Source organism: Ruegeria sp. CH5 (genome assembly GCF_056537025.1).
On sequence record NZ_JBQFQT010000001.1, the window covers coordinates 114,704 to 134,255 of the forward strand.

Annotated in this window: 20 protein-coding genes and 2 tRNA genes; 7 read left to right on the forward strand and 15 right to left on the reverse strand. The window is 61.1% G+C overall.

Annotation, left to right across the window (positions count from 1 at the left end):
- Positions 1-106 precede the first annotated feature (106 nt).
- Positions 107-940 (forward strand): DeoR/GlpR family DNA-binding transcription regulator, encoded by an 834-nt coding sequence (locus ACR0JC_RS00525; protein WP_170339783.1) that lies wholly within the window; start codon positions 107-109, stop codon positions 938-940.
- 137 nt (positions 941-1,077) lie between these two features.
- Here ACR0JC_RS00525 and ACR0JC_RS00530 read toward each other — a convergent pair whose 3' ends face one another.
- The 3 genes from ACR0JC_RS00530 to ACR0JC_RS00540 form a co-directional block, all read right to left on the reverse strand.
- Positions 1,078-2,055 carry an oxidoreductase gene (locus ACR0JC_RS00530; RefSeq protein WP_170339780.1) on the reverse strand — a complete coding sequence of 326 codons (978 nt, stop codon included), beginning with the start codon at positions 2,053-2,055 and terminating at the stop codon, positions 1,078-1,080.
- A 139-nt stretch (positions 2,056-2,194) separates the two neighbouring features.
- Positions 2,195-3,076, reverse strand: a complete 882-nt coding sequence (locus tag ACR0JC_RS00535) for an AraC family transcriptional regulator (RefSeq protein WP_170339777.1) — start codon at positions 3,074-3,076, stop codon at positions 2,195-2,197.
- A gap of 256 nt (positions 3,077-3,332) precedes the next feature.
- Positions 3,333-3,761, reverse strand: a complete 429-nt coding sequence (locus tag ACR0JC_RS00540) for an RrF2 family transcriptional regulator (RefSeq protein ID WP_170339775.1) — start codon at positions 3,759-3,761, stop codon at positions 3,333-3,335.
- Positions 3,762-3,867: 106 nt separating this feature from the next.
- Here ACR0JC_RS00540 and ACR0JC_RS00545 point away from each other — a divergent pair, with 106 nt between their 5' ends.
- Genes ACR0JC_RS00545 through ACR0JC_RS00570 form a run of 6 tightly spaced genes read left to right on the forward strand, consistent with a single transcriptional unit; the run spans position 3,868 to position 8,550 of the window.
- Complete coding sequence (locus ACR0JC_RS00545; RefSeq protein WP_254430713.1) at positions 3,868-4,347, forward strand: hemerythrin domain-containing protein; 480 nt, start codon at positions 3,868-3,870, stop codon at positions 4,345-4,347.
- Positions 4,348-4,359: 12 nt separating this feature from the next.
- Complete coding sequence (locus tag ACR0JC_RS00550) at positions 4,360-4,893, forward strand: DUF2478 domain-containing protein (RefSeq protein WP_170339773.1); 534 nt, start codon at positions 4,360-4,362, stop codon at positions 4,891-4,893.
- A gap of 48 nt (positions 4,894-4,941) precedes the next feature.
- On the forward strand, positions 4,942-5,469 hold the full coding sequence (gene ubiT / locus ACR0JC_RS00555) for a ubiquinone anaerobic biosynthesis accessory factor UbiT (protein ID WP_170340083.1): 528 nt from the start codon (positions 4,942-4,944) through the stop codon (positions 5,467-5,469).
- Positions 5,466-6,464 (forward strand): ubiquinone anaerobic biosynthesis protein UbiU, encoded by a 999-nt coding sequence (gene ubiU, locus ACR0JC_RS00560; RefSeq protein WP_170339771.1) that lies wholly within the window; start codon positions 5,466-5,468, stop codon positions 6,462-6,464. The genes ubiT and ubiU overlap by 4 nt, the downstream gene beginning before the upstream one ends.
- A 4-nt stretch (positions 6,465-6,468) precedes the next feature.
- Complete coding sequence (gene ubiV / locus ACR0JC_RS00565) at positions 6,469-7,380, forward strand: ubiquinone anaerobic biosynthesis protein UbiV (protein WP_170339769.1); 912 nt, start codon at positions 6,469-6,471, stop codon at positions 7,378-7,380.
- Between the two features lie 9 nt (positions 7,381-7,389).
- The gene (locus ACR0JC_RS00570; protein WP_170339767.1) at positions 7,390-8,550 is read left to right on the forward strand and encodes an NnrS family protein; all 1,161 of its coding nucleotides are present in this window, start codon (positions 7,390-7,392) and stop codon (positions 8,548-8,550) included.
- Here ACR0JC_RS00570 and ACR0JC_RS00575 read toward each other — a convergent pair.
- The 12 genes from ACR0JC_RS00575 to glpX form a co-directional block, all read right to left on the reverse strand.
- A complete protein-coding gene (locus ACR0JC_RS00575) occupies positions 8,538-9,635 on the reverse strand; it encodes a M56 family metallopeptidase (RefSeq protein WP_170339766.1) in 1,098 nt (365 codons plus the stop codon). The two genes, ACR0JC_RS00570 and ACR0JC_RS00575, sit on opposite strands and share 13 nt — an antisense overlap.
- A complete protein-coding gene (locus ACR0JC_RS00580; RefSeq protein WP_170339764.1) occupies positions 9,622-10,017 on the reverse strand; it encodes a BlaI/MecI/CopY family transcriptional regulator in 396 nt (131 codons plus the stop codon). The genes ACR0JC_RS00575 and ACR0JC_RS00580 overlap by 14 nt, the downstream gene beginning before the upstream one ends.
- Positions 10,018-10,085: 68 nt before the next feature.
- Complete coding sequence (locus ACR0JC_RS00585) at positions 10,086-10,355, reverse strand: DUF2160 domain-containing protein (protein WP_370797609.1); 270 nt, start codon at positions 10,353-10,355, stop codon at positions 10,086-10,088.
- A 146-nt stretch (positions 10,356-10,501) separates the two neighbouring features.
- Complete coding sequence (locus tag ACR0JC_RS00590; protein ID WP_170339760.1) at positions 10,502-11,299, reverse strand: carbohydrate ABC transporter permease; 798 nt, start codon at positions 11,297-11,299, stop codon at positions 10,502-10,504.
- Complete coding sequence (locus tag ACR0JC_RS00595) at positions 11,296-12,159, reverse strand: carbohydrate ABC transporter permease (protein WP_005983941.1); 864 nt, start codon at positions 12,157-12,159, stop codon at positions 11,296-11,298. The genes ACR0JC_RS00590 and ACR0JC_RS00595 overlap by 4 nt, the downstream gene beginning before the upstream one ends.
- Positions 12,156-13,232 carry an ABC transporter ATP-binding protein gene (locus tag ACR0JC_RS00600; RefSeq protein WP_170339756.1) on the reverse strand — a complete coding sequence of 359 codons (1,077 nt, stop codon included), beginning with the start codon at positions 13,230-13,232 and terminating at the stop codon, positions 12,156-12,158. Before ACR0JC_RS00600 ends, ACR0JC_RS00595 begins: the two co-directional genes overlap by 4 nt.
- A gap of 1 nt (position 13,233) precedes the next feature.
- Positions 13,234-14,292 (reverse strand): ABC transporter ATP-binding protein, encoded by a 1,059-nt coding sequence (locus ACR0JC_RS00605; protein ID WP_170339754.1) that lies wholly within the window; start codon positions 14,290-14,292, stop codon positions 13,234-13,236.
- A gap of 93 nt (positions 14,293-14,385) precedes the next feature.
- Positions 14,386-16,125, reverse strand: coding sequence for an ABC transporter substrate-binding protein (locus ACR0JC_RS00610; RefSeq protein WP_170339752.1), 1,740 nt, complete (start codon positions 16,123-16,125; stop codon positions 14,386-14,388).
- A 319-nt stretch (positions 16,126-16,444) separates the two neighbouring features.
- Positions 16,445-16,519: transfer RNA gene (locus tag ACR0JC_RS00615), tRNA-Glu, on the reverse strand.
- Positions 16,520-16,543: 24 nt separating this feature from the next.
- Positions 16,544-16,618: transfer RNA gene (locus tag ACR0JC_RS00620), tRNA-Glu, on the reverse strand.
- A 109-nt stretch (positions 16,619-16,727) separates the two neighbouring features.
- Complete coding sequence (recJ, locus tag ACR0JC_RS00625) at positions 16,728-18,470, reverse strand: single-stranded-DNA-specific exonuclease RecJ (RefSeq protein ID WP_170339750.1); 1,743 nt, start codon at positions 18,468-18,470, stop codon at positions 16,728-16,730.
- Between the two features lie 68 nt (positions 18,471-18,538).
- The gene (glpX, locus tag ACR0JC_RS00630) at positions 18,539-19,522 is read right to left on the reverse strand and encodes a class II fructose-bisphosphatase (protein WP_093961740.1); all 984 of its coding nucleotides are present in this window, start codon (positions 19,520-19,522) and stop codon (positions 18,539-18,541) included.
- Positions 19,523-19,552 lie beyond the last annotated feature (30 nt).

Genomic DNA, 19,552 nt, shown 5'->3' on the forward strand with positions numbered 1-19,552 from the left:
TGAGTCCGACGATTTTCATCACCAGTTTGAGGGTAATGCAACAAAATATTTGCAAAAATGAGGCAAACGCCACAAAAGTTGATTGTCGTCTAGCCGGGGCAATAGGATGTCAAAGGCCAAAACGCGTCAGAAACACAGCAAGAAAGGGCGGGATCGGCTGAAAAAGTCCGATCGTCGCCGACGTATCCTGCTTGAGCTCAAGCTGCGCCCGCACGTGCGCATCAGTGATCTGGCCCGCAGTTTCGACGTATCCACCGAGACCGTCCGCAGGGATTTTGACGCGCTGGCCGAAGACGGCCTGATTGCGCGTGCGCACGGTGGCGCGTCGGCGCCGGTGCAAGGGCATTATCTCAGCCTGGACGAGCGCAATGCGGCCCGGGTTGCCGAACGCGAGCGGATAGGAAACGCCGCCGCTGGCCTTGTGCGTGAAGGTGAGACGGTCATGATCGACTCGGGCTCGACAACCGCTCAACTGGCGCGCTCATTGGCATATCGCGACATACGTTGCACTGTCATCACGAATTCTATTCCGGTGGCCGTGACACTGGGCGGCAGCGCGGCCGAGGTGATTGTTTGCCCCGGTGCTTATCTTGCCGCCGAGGCTGCCGTCGTTGGTTACGAAACGCTGGAGTTTCTGGGCCGGTTCAACGTCGATCGCTGCATGATCGGCGCGTCGGGATTGTCCGATGATGGCCCCAGCGAGCCGATCGGTGATATCGCCGCCGTCAAACGCGCGATGCTGGGCCGTTCTGCAGAACGCCATCTTCTGCTGGATGCCCAGAAGTTCAATCAGAAGCAGTTGCACAAAGTGTGTGAACTGTCGGATTTGGACACGTTGATCGTCGACACGGTCCCGCCAAGCCAGTTGGCTGTGGCGCTGAGCGTGGCAGATGTCGAACTGTTGATCGCCGATCCTGCGCCCGAGCAGGCTTTGGCCTGAACCGTTGAGGTCCAGCCCGGGCCGGGACCGGCAGCGCAGAGGGCCAGGGGGCGAAGTTGCGGTCTAAAAACTTGGCGCTGCCTTATCCCTAAGAAGCGTAGTCCGGCCGGGATCATCCCGACCGGATTGCGTGGGTATCAGGCCTCTTGCAGTAACCGTTCGCTTATGTCCCACAGCTTTTCGGCTGATGCGTCATCGCAGGCATGTGCGTTGACCCCAAAATATCGGGCCGTCGGGCTGTTGGGGTCGGTCGGGGCAGCAATGTCGGCGTCCTCGCAATACACTCCTGGTTTGCCAACCAGCTTTGGCGAAGTCGCCGCCCAAACCGTTGTTGACGCGCCCTGTTCGGGCGTCTTGAAACCCTCCTTGGCCAATGCGGACGGCTCGCCATCCTCGTTCAGCCAACCCAGTGCGATCATCTCTTCCTTCGGCAGGTGCCGTTGAAGAGGGGTGAAGATCCCACCGGGGTGTACCGAAAACGCCAAACCGCCGGTCTCTGCCAAACGGCGGGACAGGGCGTTGGCAAACAACGCATTTGCGGTTTTTGCTTGGCCATAGGCCTGCCATTTGTCGTAGTCCTTCTTTTCGAACTGGATATCATCCCAATGCACGTCGCAAATCTTGTGTGCGGTCGAGGAAAGAGCAACGACCCGCGCGCCCGGCGTTTGCTCCAAAAGCGGCAGCAGCAACTTGGTCAGGGCAAAGTGGCCCATATGGCAGATACCGAATTGGGATTCCCAACCGGGTCCAACACGGGCCTCGGGGCACGCCATGATCCCGGCGTTGTTGATCAGCAGATCCAGGTTTTGCAGGTCGCTGGATACCGTCTCGGCAAACCGTCGGACTGATCCCAGATCCGCCAGGTCCATCGGTGCGGTTCTGACGTTGCCACCCACGCTCGCCAGGCTCTCTTGCGCTTTGGCTTCCGACCGTACGGGAACGATCACCGCGGCCCCCTTGTCGGCAAGGGCGCGGACGGTTTCGAGGCCAATGCCGCTGTAGCCACCGGTTACGATTGCGGTCTTTCCGGTCAGGTCAATATCGGCCAGCACTTCGGCCGCCGTGCTTTTAGCGTGAAATCCGGAATTTGTAGGAACTTGGTCGGAGACTGCCATCAGGTATCCTTGCGATTTCGGGGGCAACATCGCCCGGTTGCATCATGGATGAACCTAACCTGTCCGCCTCGGGTGGAACACTGAGCTTCCTCCTCAACTCTTGCTCGATTCTCCGAAATCCAAGAGCAAAGCGTGCAGCTCAGGTCACGTGATCCCGGGTCAATTCTCGGGGCGGAACGCCAAATTTCTTGGCGAACTCACGGCTGAATTGGGCCGGGCTTTCATACCCAACTGCATGTGCAACACTCGATACAGGCGTTCCCGTCTGCTGAAGCAGTTGGAAGGCCTCGGTCAGGCGTAGGTCTTTCTGGAACTGCAGCGGACTGTTGGCCGTGACACGTTTGAAAGCGTCATAGAAGACCGATGCGCTCATGCCCGAGATCGCGGCAAGGTCCGAGGCTTTGATCGTCGAGCGGTACTCCTTGCGGATATGCGCGATTGCCTTGGCGACCTGGTTGGCCTTGCTGTCCGCGCGGATGATACGGCGCAGCGCGCGCCCTTTGTCGCTGCGCAGAACCCGGAAATAAACCTCGCGGACGGCGGCGGTCCCCAGCGTTTGCTCGGCTATCGGATCTCGGCGCAAACGGAAAAGACGTGCAAATGAATCAATGACTTCCGCGTCGGCCTGACCGCTTTCCAAGGCCGGACCCGCATCGTCCAGCGAGGTGCCGCCCATGTCGGTGTAGACGCCCCGCAATACGCGCATGTCGATGCCGAGATATAGGGCGATGTAGGGGTGTTCGGGCGAGGCATCTACAAGGCCCGAGACCATCGGCAGGGCGCTTCCCACGACAATAACGTCCCCCGCGTCATAGCGGACATGCTCGGTTCCGTACTGCACCGACTTGCTGCCCTGAAGCACCAGCCCGATCATGGGCTCAACGACCGAGCATGACGGGCGTTTGGATTGGCGCGTCTGGGCCAGAACCATGTCCCGCACACCACAGGGCCAGAAGCCATTATCCAGCTGTGCCTCGGTAATCAGCGCCTTGGCGTCGTCAAGGAGTCTCTGCAGTTCCAATGGGATCTCTCCGGCCAGTCTGCCAAGACTACAACCTGCATTTTTCCGCACAAGAGTTTCGGTCTGACATTCGGAGGATCAGGCAAGTCCGCCGGAGAAACAGCTGGCTGAATTTCCAGAGACGTGCGGTTGACCGTCGCTGCCGAGATTGGGGGGGCATCTGATCTGACCGGTCTAAGCACAACGGTAACAGTGGTCGCAGCCTGATTAGTTCTGAGAGAACCCAGGCGAATTGTCCGAAGTGGCAGACCGGCTGCTATTCCGCCGCCGAAATCTCCCACGGTGGGCGATAGATGCAATCAGCCAGTGTTGCCCGGTTCAGGTCGTCAAAAAACGCTTGCTCGGCTTGCTTCAGCCGATCCTTCAAAAGGCAGCTTGGAGTCAGAGTGCACGCACTGCCATCGGCCGAGAAACACTCAACGATTGGTTGCCCGGTCTCCAGAGTGCGCACTACGTCGCCCAAGCGGATGTCCGACGCCGGGCGAGACAGGACAGCCCCGCCGCCACCGCCCCGTCGCGTTTTGAGGTATCCGGCATTGGCCAGTGCTGAAATGACCTTGGCGAGATGGGCGCGTGACACCTTGAATTCATCCGCAAGTTCGCCAGTTGAAAACGGGCGGTCCGGGCTGCCAGCCAGCCGCATCAGAATGCGGAGACCATAGTCAGTGAATGAGGTGAGGCGCATGGTCGCGTTTTCCAATCGGTATTTTCTATGCGTATTAGCAAAACAGAATGCGCAAATCAAATTCCGATTCGAGATGCTCGGGTCGTGAACCCTGAAAGCACGGACCATGACGAACTTCGATATGCACGAAGCTGATCTTGAGACAGACGCTCTGATTGATCTCATCCTCACACGGTATCACGAAACACACCGGACCGAGCTTGAACAGCTTCAGCATCTTGCTGAACGCGTGGCCTTGGTTCACCGATACGATCCCCAAGCCCCCCGAGGGTTGGTCCGCGCGCTGGCCGAACTGGCGGCCGAAATGGAAACGCACATGGCAAAAGAGGAGATCGTCCTGTTTCCCGCCATGCGCATGGGCGGCATGGAAGGGATCGAAAACCCGATCCGGGTTATGCGCGCCGATCACGATGGCCACGCCGAGAGCATCGCTCTGATCCGGCATATCACCCATGAGCTGACACTGCCCGCACATGCCTGCGGGTCTTGGCGACGGCTTTACGATGGGCTGCGGAACCTTTTGGCGGATCTTGACCGGCACATGATGCTTGAAAACCAGGTCCTGTTTCCACGGTTCGAACGGTAGAGGGGATCAATCATGCTTCTTGCAGGTGTCGACGCCAGTGAGGCAGGCGGAACGGATCATTTGCTGGCGACAGTGGCCGCGCGATTGCAGGAAGAAGGTCTGCGCTTGCTCGGAGCGTTGCGTGTGAACATTCCGGGTATTGGCGCCCAGTTTTGTGAGACAACGCTTGGACTGCTGCCGCATGGTCCCGACATCCGGATCACGCAGGATCTGGGTTCGGGCTCAGGCGCGTGCCGCATGGACGCGGGTGCGATCGAAGACGTGGTCGGCATCGCGACCGCTCAGTTGCAAGATGACGGTTGCGATATTGTTCTGCTGAACAAGTTCGGACTCAGCGAGGCCGAGGGTCGCGGATTTCGCACCCTCATTGCCGAGGCCTTGGCGCGGGATATTCCGGTCCTGATCGGCGTGAGCAAAACCCATCGCGCCGCTTTCGATCAGTTTGCCGGTGGAACCGCCAAACTCCTGCCGCCCATTGAGGACGTTGTGGGCGAATGGTGCCGATCGTCCATCGCACAAGGCCGAAACACGGCGGCACCGGGTTGAACCCGCACAAATACAACAGCCAAACGGATGAGGCAGTACATGCAGCATATGGTGAGCCCAACACAGACATCGAACAGGCCAAGGCCACCGGGACAGGCAATCGTTTCGCGTTTGGCCTGTTTGGCGGTTCAGCCCATTCTCGCGCGGGTGGTCCGCAGGGTCGCGCAGGAACATCCTGCGCTGTTCGCCCGACTGGGCCCGTATCAAAGCGCCGATTTCCTGATCGACCCGATCGAGCTGCCGTTCGCGCTGCATCTGCGTCCAGATCCTCAGAACCTGAGCTTTCGCGCCGTGCCGCGGTCGATGCTGCCTGACGCTACAGCCATTATTCGAGGGCGGTTCCTGCTGCTGTTGGAATTGGTCGATGCGGAACAGGACGGCGACGCGGCCTTTTTCTCGCGCGATTTGGAGATCACAGGAGATACCGAGGCCGTCGTCCGTTTGCGCAATGCATTGGACGACATGGATGGATCCATCGCTCAGGAGGCTGCGGACATGTTCGGCCCGCCTGGCCGCGCGATCCTGTCCCGGTTGCGCCGAAATTACCAAGAAGTAGAAGGAGGGACCGCTTCATGAGCCTCGCCGAATTGATATGCCCCGCCGGAACTCCCGCTGCCCTGCGCACAGCGGTCGATGCCGGGGCGGACGCCGTCTATTGCGGCTTTCAGGACGCCACCAACGCCCGAAATTTTCCGGGGCTGAATTTCACGCCGCAGGAATTGGAGGAGGCGGTCGCTTATGCCCATGCCAAGGGTGCCAAGGTCCTTCTGGCACTCAACACTTATCCCCCGGCGGGCAAGGTCGACCTTTGGCGGCACGCTGCCGACACCGGTGCGCGGATCGGCGTTGATGCCTTTATCGTGGCTGATATGGGCGTGGCCGACTACATCGCCCGAACCCATCCACAGATGCGCTTGCACCTGTCGGTACAGGCTGCAGCGTCGTCACCCGAGGCGATCCGCTACTATTGCGAGAATTTCGGTGTCAAACGCGTGGTCCTGCCCCGTATTTTGACCATCCCCGAAATCCAGCAGATCCGAAAAGAAATCCCCTGTGAGATCGAAACCTTCATCTTCGGAAATCACGGTCTGATGGTCGAAGGGCGCTGCAGCCTGACGAACTATCTGACCGGGCAGTCCACGAACCTCGATGGCGTCTGTTCGCCGGCGTCCGACGTGGAGTACGTGCGCGATGCCGATGGTTCGATGTCATCGAGGTTGGCTGGCTTTACCATCGACCGGTTCGGGCCAGATGAGAAGGCCGGTTATCCGACGATTTGCAAAGGCCGCTATCAGGTCGCACATCGTCCGGACGGGTACTATGCGTTCGAGGAACCGATCAGCCTGAACCTGGCCCGCCTTCTGCCTGAGTTGATCGATGCCGGGGTGCATGCGTTCAAGATCGAAGGGCGGCAAAGGTCCAAGAGTTATGTCCGGTCCGTGGTGTCTGCATTTCGAAACGCTGTCGACGATATCCGGGCGGGTCGCGAAGCGGATATCGGGAACCTCGTCGCACTGACCGAGGGTCAGAAACAGACGCAAGGCGCTTTTGCCACGAAGAAATGGCGGTGAAACGATGACGAAACTTACATTGGGCCCGATCGCCTATCACTGGCCGGCCGACCAACGCCGGGATTTCTATGCGCGTGTCGCCGACGAAGCTCCGGTGGATGAGGTCTATCTGGGCGAGGTCATCTGTTCAAAACGCGCGCCCTTTCAAGAGGCTGACCTGCCGTCCATCATCGAAAGGCTCGAACGGGCGGGGAAAAAGGTGATTTTGTCCTCCTTGGCCGAAGTGATGCTGAAGCGAGAGCGCAAGGCCACCGAAGACTTGTCTGAGATGGAGTCGCCCGAGATCGAAATCAACAACGCTGCGGGACTGTATGCACGCGGTACGCGACCGCATCGCATCGGCCCATTCATGAATGCCTATAACGAGGCCACAATCCGCTGGATGGCGTCAAAGGGGGCGACGCATGTCTGCCTGCCCACCGAGTTGCCAGCGCCCTCGATCGCCGTCGCGGCGCGAATGGCGCGCGACTTGGGTCTCGGGGTTGAAGTGCAGGTCTTTGGCCGGGCGTCGCTGGCCGTTTCGGCGCGGTGCTATCACGCGCGCTCGCACGGGCGGACAAAGGACAATTGCCAATTCGTCTGCGAAGAAGACCCCGACGGGATGCCACTGCGTACGAGGGATGAGCAGCCGATCCTGCGCATCAACGGGATCCAGACCCAATCCGAAGGGTATCTGATCCTGCTGCAGGAACTGCCCCAACTGGTTGCCGATGGTGTGAGCCATCTGCGATTGATGCCGCAGGCCGTGGACATGGTCGCCGTCGCCGAGGTTTACCGGGCGGTGCTGGATCAAAGCATGTCGACCGTGGCGGCCGAAGCCCGGTTGCAGCAGGTTTGTGCGGATACGCCGTTCAGCAATGGGTTCTATCACGGTCAGGCCGGCTACCGCAGGATAGCCCAGGCGTCCCTTGCATGATCGGAAACCATGCTGTCCTCGCCTCATCGGATCATGTTTCCTGCGGCGGGGGCGGCTGCCCTTCTGGGGGTGAGCGGCCTGTTTCTGGGGCAGGATTTCATCATCCATTGGTCGCCGTTGCCGGGGCTGTACGCCTGGCATGCGCATGAAATGCTGTTTGGCTTCGTCGGTGCGGCATTCGCGGGCTATTCGCTGACGGCGATGCGCAGCTGGTCGGGGGGCGATTCTGTCTCGCCAACCGGCACATTGTTGCTGTTTGCGATTTGGGCGATGTCCCGGTTTGCCGCCATCGGTGCGCTTGGGGGCGAACCCATGTTCATCGTCCCAATGGGCACGGCGTTCTTGCTCTTTCTCGCCGGTCGTCTCGCTTGGGCTGCACTGCGCGAGCCCGCGGTTGCCGGAGGGCTTCAGGCGCTTTTCGCCCTTTTCCTGGCCATCTGCCAACTTGCCTTTCTAGCTGGGTCTGCGCCGTCCTTCTCCACAGTTTTACTCGTTGCACTTTTGGTGTCGGTTGTCGGTGGGCGCATGATCGCTGCTTTCACATGGAATTGGACGCACCAAAGCCCAACCGCCGCGCAAAAGTTTCGGTGCGCGAGGGCATTGGGGGACGCTTCGGCGGCAGCTCTGGCTTTGACTGCGGTGCTTTTCGGACTTGTTTCCGTCGCCAATGGTCCGCTTATCGGCGTCCTTCTTGTGATCTGCGCCGGGTGCGAAGGTGGGCGTCTGTGGCTCTGGCATTCAACGGCAGTTCTTCAGGATGGATTGCTGGCGATGCTTCATATTGCCTTTGCGTGGTTGCCCGCTGGTCTGTCCCTGTTGGCGGCTTCGCTGTACTTCCCCGACTTGCTGGCGGCCCATGATGCGTTGCACGTTCTGACGGTCGGAGCGGTCAGCTGCGCGATCTATGCCGTAGCTGCCCGTGCGGTCGCGCGCCGTTGCGGCCGGCTGCGCCCCAGTGCGATCGATAGTATTGGATATGCTTTGCTGTGCCTTGCCGCGGTTTTGCGGGCGTCCTCTGCAGACGTGCCCGCGGCCCTGGCTTGGGGAGCATGTTGGGCAGTGTTCCTCTGGCGGCACGTCCAAGCGTTGGGCCGCCCGCTCGAGCGACCCGTGTTCAGCGGTCGGGCCAGCAACAGGATAGATCCGGGCGTCGCCGATCAGTTGCCCTGATTGCGTGCCTCGAGCCGTTCAAGGTTCACGACGGTCGACAGCATCAGCCGGTCATGGCTCCAGTCCTGAGTCTGGCGGATCGTGGCTGCGCCCAAGGCCAGCAATACAGCGAACAGCAGGGCCGAACCCAGGAACATTGCCGGCAAGGGCGCCGAGAACGAGGGCGCATCGGCCAGCGCGATCACGCGCTGTTTCAGAACCCGTTTGGCCTTGCCACCAGAGACCAGCGCCACGTTCAACACCCGTGGCCGGCCTTGTGCGACGGTGCGGGCGCAATAGCTCAGCAGGCAATCGGTATAGTCGCGCGCGTCGATCCCGCGCCGGGTGACGACGGACTGGTCGCAGGCCAGTTCGCGCAATCGGCTGAACTGGTATTTTAAAACCCAGTAGGCAGGGTTCCAGAACAGCAGCGGTCGCACGGCCTCAAACGCAATCTCCCATTCGACATCCCGGGCGCGAACGTGCTGCAATTCATGCGCCAGGGCAAATCGCAGTTCACGGGGGGTGTCCAACAGATGGCTGGGCAGAACGACATGGCGACGACGCGCCCCGCGCACGGCAAATGGAACCGTGATCCGATCGGACAAGCGGATGTCCACGTTGGCCGAACGCCGCCACAGGAAGCTGGAAACCACCGTATCGCGGATCGCCAGCGCATCCCGGACGGTGCGGACCAGCATCCGGAGGGCGGCCAGGGCCAGCAGCACCAGCGCGGCCGTCACAAGGGCGCTTTGTCCGGACAGAACCGTGTCGACCCAACGTTCGCGCGTGTTCAGCAGAGCTTCGAATTGTGTGGCCGGCATCGCGATTTCACCGCGCAAATACGCCGCTACCGCAATATCACCGATGGAAACGGCCTGACCCGGCCAGAAAAAACCGGCGGCTGCCGTGACCCCAAGGGCCAGAACAGGGCTGAGCATGACGCAGACGCAAAGAACCTTCAGCACGCGCAGCTGTGTCATGTAGTCGTGCCGCAGACGCGTTCGGGCCACGGCCATGCGGGCGCACAACCAGATGAGTGCTGAAAGAACCAGCACCACGTTCAGGTCGAGAAATACATCGAGAACCGGTTTAACCGCTGTCATTTTGCAGTCTCCTCTCTACCAGTGCTCGAATTTCCTCCAGATCAGCTTCGGTCAGGCCGGCGTCGTCGACAAGTCGTGCCACCAGCGAGGCCGGGGTGTCATCGAACAACGTGCGGGACAGGTTCTGCAGCGACCGCGCCTGATAGGTGTCCTTCTCAAGCAGCGGACGGTAGATCAGGGTTTTGCCATTCTTGCGGCTTTGGACAAATCCCTTTTCATCCAGGATACGCAGGATCGTCGCGCCCGAGGTGTAGGCCAGGTTCCGCTCGGGCGGCAGCCGGTCCAGCACGTCGCGTACCGAGCCTTCGCCAAGTGCCCAGAGCTCGTTCATGAACTCCAGTTCAACCTCGGTCAGCAGATTTCCTGTCTTTCTCTTTCGCATCGGTCTCGGTGTCACCATTTTGCCTGTTATGCTTGCCAGACAAGCATCCTTTCGCGGTTACGCAAAGCCTAAACTTTCCAGAAAACGAAAATGCCCCAGCCGATCGACAGGAAAAGCGGGGTCCAGACCGGTTGACCGACCAGCCCCAGCCAGGCCAGAAAGATGTAGGCCGAACCCAGCAGGGTGATGAACAGCCGGTCGCCCAACGTGGTGGTCAGGCCCAGCACGCCCCGGCGTTCGATCCCGTCGCGGAACTTGACCACCTCGAGCACGCCGATCAGGGCGATGGCTGAGAAGATGCCCACGAAAACCGCCAGCGTTGCCGGGGTCCAGGCCATCCAGAAATCGGGCCACAGCGGGTCGGTCCATGAAAAGCCCTTGGGTTCTTCCTGACCGACATTGCCCCAGCCGGCCTTGGCTTGCGCCAGCGCCGAGGACGGGGCGAGCAGGGAGAGGGAGAGAAGGAGTTTGCGCATGTCGAACCTCATACACGTCCCATCGCGAAGCCGCGCGCGATGTAGTTGCGGACAAACCAGATGACGATGGCGCCGGGGATGATGGTCAGGGTGCCGGCGGCGGCCAGCAGGCCCAGCTCGTAGCCGGCGCTGGACGCGGTACGGGTCATCACGGCGGCGATGGGTTTGGCCTCGACCGCTGTCAGGGTCTTGGCCAGCAGCATTTCCACCCACGAGAACATGAAGCAGAAGAACGCCGCCACGCCCACGCCCGCCTTGATATTGGGCAGGAAGATCGTGACGAAGAACCGGGGGAAGGAATAGCCGTCGACATAGGCGGTTTCATCCAGCTCTTTCGGGATGCCGCGCATGAAACCTTCCAGGATCCACACCGCCAGCGGTACGTTGAACAGCGTGTGCGCCAGCGCCACCGCCAGGTAGGTGTCGAACAGATGGATCGACGAATACAGCTGGAAGAAGGGCAGGGCGAACACCGCAGCCGGGGCCATGCGGTTGGTCAGCAGCCAGAAGAACAACTGTTTGTCGCCCAGGAACCGATAGCGCGAGAACGCGTAGGCCGCAGGCAAGGCCACGCAGACCGAAAGCACCGTGTTGATCGTCACGTAGGTGATCGAGTTGATATAGCCCCAATACCATGTCGGATCGGTGAAGATGGTGATGTAATTCTCCAGCGTAAAGGTCTGGGGAAACAGGGAAAAGCCCGACAGGATCTCGTTCGTGGTCTTGAAGGACATCGCCACCAGCCAATAGATCGGCAGCATCAGGAACGCGATATACAGGATCGGGATGAGAGACCGCTTCTTCATTGCGCGTCATCCTTTGTCATGAGGGTGTAGAAGACCCAGGAAACCAGCAACGTGATGGCGAAATAGATCAGGCTCATCGCGGCCGCGGGGCCAAGGTCGAACTGTCCCAGCGCGATCTTCACCAGGTCGATCGACAGCAGAGTGGTCGAGTTGCCGGGGCCGCCCCCGGTCAGAACGAAGGGTTCGGTGTAGATGTTGAAACTGTCCATGAACCGCAGCAGCACCGCGATGGTCAGAACCGTCTTCATCTTGGGGAGTTGGATATAGCGGAACACGGACCAAGGGCTTGCACCATCGATCTTGGCCGCCTGGTAATAGGCGTCAGGGATCGAAACCAGACCAGCATAGCACAGCAGCACCACCAACGAGGTCCAGTGCCAGACATCCATCACCACGATGGTGATCCAGGCTGATAGCGGCTGTTGGGTCATGTCATAGTTGATGCCCAGCACGTCGTTCAGGAAATACCCCAGCAGGCCGATCTTGGGCAGGGTGAAGATGTTCCACATCGAGCCGACCACGTTCCACGGGATCAGCATCGGCAGGGCCATCAGCACCAGGCAGACCGGCACCCAAAAGCCCTTGCGCGGCATCGACAGAGCCACGATGATACCCAGCGGCACCTCGATCATCAGGATCAGCGCGGTGAACAGGAACTGCCGCCCCAGCGCCGCCTGGAACCGGTCAGACCGCAGGATCTGTTCGAACCAACCCAGTCCTTCCCAGAAGAACTGGTTGTTGCCAAAGGTTTCCTGCACCGAATAGTTGACCACCGTCATCATCGGCACCAGCGCGTTGAATGCCACCAGCGCCAGCACCGGCAGGACAAAGAACCACGCTTTCTGGTTTTCCGTTCTCATCGGGCGCGCTCCTCGGTTGCGATCCAGCCGTCGCGGTAGACGCGCGTCTGTTCAGGTTTGAATTGCAGAAAGACTTGCGATCCGGGCTCGGGGGCCGCGTGTTCGGTCACCGCCTTCAACGCGGTGTTGCCGACCATGGCACTGACCACAAAATGCCGGCCGATATCGGCCACCTTGGTGACATGGGCCGGAATGCCCTCGGGGCCGAAACCCACATATTCGGGCCGGATGCCCAGATCGGTGCGGCCGCCGCTGCCCGCGACCGGACCTTCCAGCGCCACCTCGTGCCCTTCGAACAGGGCGCGGTCGCCGCGGGCCTCGCAGGGCAGTACGTTCATGCCGGGCGAGCCGATGAAATGGCCCACGAACGTGTGCTGCGGGCGTTCGAACAGCTCGACCGGGGTGCCGATCTGGACCACTTCGCCTTCCTGCATCACCACCACCTCGTCGGCGAAGGTCAGCGCTTCGGTCTGGTCGTGGGTGACATAGATCATCGTCGCCTTGACGCGCTGGTGCAGCTCTTTCAGTTTGGACCGCAGCTTCCATTTCAGATGCGGGTCGATCACGGTCAGCGGCTCGTCGAACATTACCGCGTTCACGTCGTCGCGGACCAGACCGCGACCCATCGAGATTTTCTGCTTGTTGTCCGGGCTGAGGCCGCTGGCGCGGGTGTTCAGCATGTCAGTGACATCCAGCATCTCGGCGATTTCGTCGACGCGGCGCTTGATCGTCGCCGGATCGACGCCGCGGTTCTTCAGCGGAAAAGCCAGGTTTTCGCCCACGGTCATCGTGTCGTAGATCACCGGAAACTGGAACACCTGTGCGATGTTGCGTTGATCAGGGGGCAGGGCGGTCACGTCGCGGTCGTCGAACAGGATCTGTCCCTCGGACGGGGTCAGCAGGCCAGAGATGATGTTCAGCAGCGTGGACTTGCCGCAGCCCGACGGCCCCAGCAGGGCATAGGCTCCGCCATCGCGCCAGGTCACGTCGATTTCCTTCAGCGCATAATCCTGTGGGCCTTGCGGCGATGGCATGTAGCTGTGTTTGAGGTTGGAAAGCTTGATCTGTGCCATGTCAGGCCACCCTTTTGCCGTCTTGGCCGAAATACCGGCAATGGGCCGGGTTCATGTAGAATGTGTGGTCCTCGCCCACCTGATAGGGGTGGACCCCTGCGGCCAGAGACACCCAGGCGTCCTCGCCATGTTGGAAATGCGCGCTGGAGTCGGACCCGGAGAGCTCGGTCACGATCACGCGGCCGGTCAGCTCGACATCATCGGCCGAGGCGCGCACGGGGGTGACGCGGTGCGGGCGCACGGCGACCTTGTATTCCCCGTCGGACAGGCTGATGCCCTGGCTCAGCCGCCATGTTCCGCCGCCGGCCAACTGAACCTGGCCGCCGGTGATCGTGACGCGGGCCACGTTGATGGGCGGGTCGGAAAACACCCGCGCGGCGGCGAGGTTTTCGGGATTGCGATAGATGTCCGCGGTCGGGCCGAACTGGGTCACGCGGCCGTCTTCCATCAAGGCGGTGTAGCCGCCCAGCAGCAGCGCCTCTTCGGGTTCGGAGGTGGCATAGACCACTACGGCGCCGCGCCCGGCGAACAGCTCGGGCAGTTGCTCGCGCAGTTCCTCGCGCAGCTTGTAGTCCAGATTGGCCAGCGGCTCGTCCAGGAACACGGCGCGGCTGTCCTTGGCGATGGCGCGGGCCAGTGCGGTGCGTTGCTGTTGGCCGCCTGACAGTTCATGCGGACGACGGTGCAGCATCGGGCGCAGTTGCAGCAGGTCGGCGGCCTCTTCCACGCGGCCTTCGATCTCGGATTGCGCCATTCCGGCAACGCGCAGGGGCGATGCAATGTTGTCGAATACAGTCATATGCGGGTAGTTCACGAAGAACTGGTGCACGAGGCTGATCTTGCGTTTTTGTGTGCTCAGCCGGGTCACGTCCTGCCCATCCATCAGGACCTTGCCCGAGGCAATCGGATCCAGGCCGGCAATCATCTTGATCAGAGAGGTCTTGCCCGACCCGGTCGCGCCCAGCAGCACGTTGAAATGGCCGGTCTGCAGCGTCAGAGACGTGGGTTTGATATGGGTAACGGTGCCGACCCGCTTGGTTGCGTTTTGTAGTTCGATCATGTCCGTGGGTTCCGATCCCGCAGCGCGTGGCAACGCTGTTTGGTCTTGGTTGGTAAGGGGCGCCGGTACCGGCGCCCCCCGGGGAGTAGTGGCTTACTGGGACTGCCAGCGTGCCACCAGTTCGTCGTAGTTGACGGTCTGGCCTTGCGGCTTCTCGTTCTCCAGCTTGGCTTTCGGCGCGCCCGGCTTCTCCAGCCAGAAGGCCGGATCCTGCGGTTCATTCAGGCGCGGACCACAGCCGCCATAGACGCCGGCGCTTTCATCCGCGGCCTGCATGCGGGCCATGGTGATGTCCATCTCTTCAGCCAGACGGTCCATCGCCTCTTGCGGGGTGAAGGCGCCCGAGTTCACGTCACCGATCTGCTGCCACCAGATTTGGGCCAGCTTCGGATAGTCGGGAACGTTGATGCCGGTCGGCGACCATGCCACGCGGTCGGGCGAGCGGTAGAACTCGACCAGGCCACCCAGCTTAGGTGCGCGCTCGGTGAACGACTCGTGGTTGACCGAGCTGTCGCGGATGAAAGTCAGACCCACATGGGACTTCTTCACATCGACAGTCTTGGACGTCACGAACTGAGCGTACAGCCACGCGGCCTGTGCCCGATCCGACGGGGTGGACTTCAGGAAAGTCCACGATCCCACGTCCTGATAGCCAACCTTCTGGCCTTCTTCCCAATAGGGGCCATGCGGGCTGGGCGCCATCCGCCACAGCGGGTTGCCCTCATCATCGACGGTATTGTTGCCTTCGGACTTGGGCTTGACCATGTCGGCGGTAAAGGCCGTGTACCAGAAAATCTGCTGGGCCACGTTGCCTTGCGACAGAGCGGGCAGCGACTGGTAGAAGTCATAGGACGCCGCACCCGGAGGCGCATAGGCCCGCAGCCACTCGTCCCATTTGCGGATCGCGTAAACGGCCGCCGGGCCGTTTGCGGCACCGCCCCGCGACACCGAGGCGCCGACCGGGTTACAGGTGCCCGCTTCCATGCGGATGCCCCATTCGTCGACGGGCACACCGTTCGGCTCGCCCTTGTCGCCGGCACCGGCCATCGACAGCCAGGCGTCGGTCATCCGCCAGCCAAGGTCAGGCGCGCGCTTGCCGTAATCCATGTGGCCATAGATCGCGACACCGTCGACTTCCTTCACGTCATTGGTGAAGAATTCGGCGATATCCTCGTAGGCAGACCAATTGACCGGAACGCCCAGATCATAGCCGTATTTTTCCTTGAATGCGGCCTTGTTGGCTTCGTCATCGAACCAGTCCTTGCGGAACCAGTACAGGTTGGCGAATTGCTGGTCGGGCAGCTGGTACAGCTTGCCGTCGGGACCGGTGGTGAACTGGATACCCATGAAGTCATCCAGGTCCAGCGTCGGCGAGGTTGTCGCCGCCCAATCACCCGCCATCATATCCGACAGGGGATAGGCCAGTTGCAGGCGCGAGTGCGTGCCGATCAAGTCACTGTCGTTGACATAGCCGTCATACAGGTTCCGTCCGGTCTGCATCTGCGTCTGGACGGCCTGAACGACCTCACCTTCACCCAGGATCTGGTGGTTGACCTTGATGCCGGTGATTTCCTCGAACGCCTTCGTCAGAACTTCGGATTCATACGAGTGGGTCGGGATACCTTCGGACAGAACGTTGATCTCCATCCCGGCATACGGTTCGGCAGCGTTGATGAACCACTGCATTTCCGCCATCTGCTCGTCTTTCGACAAGGTGGATGGTTGGAACTCGTCGTCGACCCACCGCTGTGCTGCGGCTTCGTCGGCCCAAACAGGACCGTGCCCCGCAATGACGGCAGCCGCCGCCACTGCGGACAAAAGATGTTTCCGCATCTTTCTCCTCCCAAAATTTATGGTTCTCCGGCGCGAACCGGATGACGAACAGCATCAGCGATTTTTCGCGAGTCTGTCAAACTAAAAAATTAGTAAATGGCGAAATTGGTCTGTTCGACCCAACGAAGTCAACGACTATAGCCTTGAAAATATATGGTTTTTTACCCACCCGACGTGGCGTCATCGGCTAGGCGAAAAGAGCATACCAATGACGCTTCGTTATGGATTTTTTGGCGTCACCGCTTGGTCGAGCTGCAAATCTGGATGCAGAAAGTCGCCGCAGTGGTAGCGCGCGATTTGCGTTTCTCGGGGGTGAAAATGGCAGCCCGTAGGGGAATCGAACCCCTCTTTCCAGGTTGAAAACCTGGCGTCCTAACCGATAGACGAACGGGCCACGTCAGCATTGCCCAAGCACAAGTGGCAGCCCGTAGGGGAATCGAACCCCTCTTTCCAGGTTGAAAACCTGGCGTCCTAACCGATAGACGAACGGGCCACGCTGGCTTGTGGAGGGCCTTTTACGGATTACGCCCCCCACCCGCAAGACGAAAAACGCACGGCCAGGAAACTTTTTTGCGGGTCAAAAAAGGCAGTGGCGTCAGCGGTCAATTTGCATCGGCCGCGTCTTCCAGGCGCAACTGCACGCTTTGCCTTCCACCCCATGTATTGACCTCGAGCCGACCGGCAAAATGGAACCGCGCGCCACCGTGATTTGACAGCCTTTCGCCCATCGGTCCGTCAAAGGCACCAAATGCAATCGCGTCCAGCCCACCACCCATTCCGTCCGACAGCGACAGCTTCAGATGGGTTTCTCCGACCCGCTTGGCAAAGCGGACCTGCAGGTCGGGCATTGCAAATCGAGGGGCAGGGGCCCCGGCGCCAAATGGGCCGGCCTGCTCGATCTTTTCGATCAGATCAACCGAGGCCGCCCCGGGCATCAGCGCACCGTCCAGCTTGAGGTCGGCAGGACCGGCTTGGCCCGCCCCCTGTTTTGCCAGCAACTCCGAGAGTCTCTCCATCGCCGGTTCCAGCTGGTCGCGCATCACGGTCAGACCTGCGGCCATCTTGTGACCGCCGCCCTTGACCAACAAACCCTCGGCGGCCAACCGGTGGATTGATGCGCCAAGATCGACACCCGAGACCGAACGGCCCGAGCCTTTGCCTTCGTCACCGTCGAAACCAATCACGACGGCGGGACGATTCGACGCCTCTTTCAGGCGAGCCGCCACGATCCCAACGACGCCGGGATGCCAGCCGTCACCTGCAGCCCACACCAGCGGCGCATCCAATCCACGTTCTTCGGCCTGCGCCAGCGCTGCGGCGCGGACCGCATTCTCGATGTCGCGCCTTTCGGTGTTCAGGTCATCAAGGCGCCGGGACAAGGCCTCGGCCTCGGTCACCGAGTCGGTGCTGAGCAGCCGCGCGCCGAGGTCTGCCTGCCCGACCCGGCCGCCGGCATTGATGCGCGGCCCAAGCAGAAAACCCAGATGGTAACTGTTGGGCGCCGAATCCATGCGCGCCACTTCGGACAGCGCAACCAGTCCGGGGCGTTGCCGCTGCCCCATCACTTTCAAGCCCTGCTGAACAAGCGCCCTGTTGACCCCGATCAGGGGTGCGACGTCCGCCACGGTCGCCAGCGCGACCAAATCCAGCATCGCCATCAGGTCCGGGCCTTGGCTGTTGGCCTCGCGCAGTTGGCGTCCGGCCTCGACCAACATCAGAAAGACAACGGTTGCAGCACACAGATGGGCCAGGTCACCGCTTTCATCCTGCCGGTTGGGATTCACCACGGCCACGCAATCCGGCAGCGTTTCGGCGCCCAGGTGGTGATCGAGAACGATCACATCGGCCCCCTTGGCTGCGGCAATTGCTTCGTGGCTGAGCGTGCCGCAGTCCACGCAGATGATCAGATCATGCGTTTCAGCAAGCTGGCTCATGGCGGGGGCGTTGGGGCCATAGCCCTCGTCGATACGATCAGGCACATACAAGGTCGCCTGACGCCCCATCTGCCTGAGCCAAACCAGCAACAGGGCTGCCGAGCTGCCGCCGTCGACATCATAGTCGGCGAAAACGGCGATGCGCTGGTTGTCTCGCACCGCTTTCAGGAACCGCGTTGCGGCGATCTCCATGTCGCGCAGGCTGCGAGGATCGGGAAGAAGGTCGCGCAGTTTTGGAGATAAAAAGCTCTCGGCCTCCATCGGCGGGACACCGCGCCGTGCCAGCACTTGGCACAGGGGGCGGGGCAGGTCGGTTTGCTGGGCCAGCATCTCGGCGGCCCGGTCCAATTCAGGCGATGGACCAATCCACCGGCGGCCCGTCAAAGACTGTTCAACACCCAGAAAGCTCAATCCACTTCTCCTAAAAAGGGCCGAATCCTGTCGGACCCGGCCCTTGAACGGTTGTGTCTGCGGGCCCCTCAGCCCTCGACATGCGGCCAAATGGGGGTGCGGTAGGACATGCGCCGCACCGATCCGGTTTTCGAGCGCATCAGCAGGGTCGTCGTCTCGACCCAACCAGGTTCCCGCTTGATCCGCGGCAGCAGCGACCCGCCGGTGACACCGGTCGCCGCAAAGATCACATCGGCGGTGACCATCTCGTCGCGGGCATAGACTCGATCCAGATCGGTAATACCGGCTTTGGCCGCCCGACCGCGTTCGTCATCATTGCGGAACATCAGGCGTCCAAAGATCTGGCCACCCATGCATTTCAGCGCGGCGGCCGCCAGAACGCCCTCGGGCGCGCCACCCTGGCCCATGTACATGTCGATGCCGGTCGTCTCGGACTCGGCGCAGTGCATGACGCCTGCAACGTCACCGTCGGTGATCAGGCGGATCGCAGCACCGGTTTCGCGCACCTCGGCGATCATCGCCTCGTGGCGCGGACGTTCCAGTATGCAAACGGTAATGTCCTCGGGAGTGCAGCCTTTGGCCTTGGCCAGCGCTTCGACCCTTTCCCGTGGGGACATGTCCAGTGTCACCACGTTCTCGGGGAAGCCCGGGCCGATCGCCAGCTTGTCCATGTAGACGTCCGGTGCGTGCAGCATCGAACCGCGCGGACCCATCGCGATGACGGTCAACGCGTTGGGCATATCCTTTGCGGTCAGCGTCGTACCCTCGAGCGGGTCCAGAGCGATGTCCACGCCGGGGCCGTTGCCGGTGCCGACCTCTTCGCCGATATACAGCATCGGCGCTTCGTCGCGTTCGCCTTCACCGATAACCACCACGCCAGCGATATCCAGCAGGTTCAGCTGTTCACGCATCGCATTGACCGCGGCCTGGTCGGCGGCTTTCTCGTCTCCGCGTCCGACCAGCGAGGCCGAGGCCAGAGCGGCCTGCTCAGCCACGCGCGCAAGTCCAAGGGACAGAAGGCGGTCGTTGAAATCGATTTTGGCAGCGCTCATGCGATGTAATCCTTTGGTAAAGCGAAGACG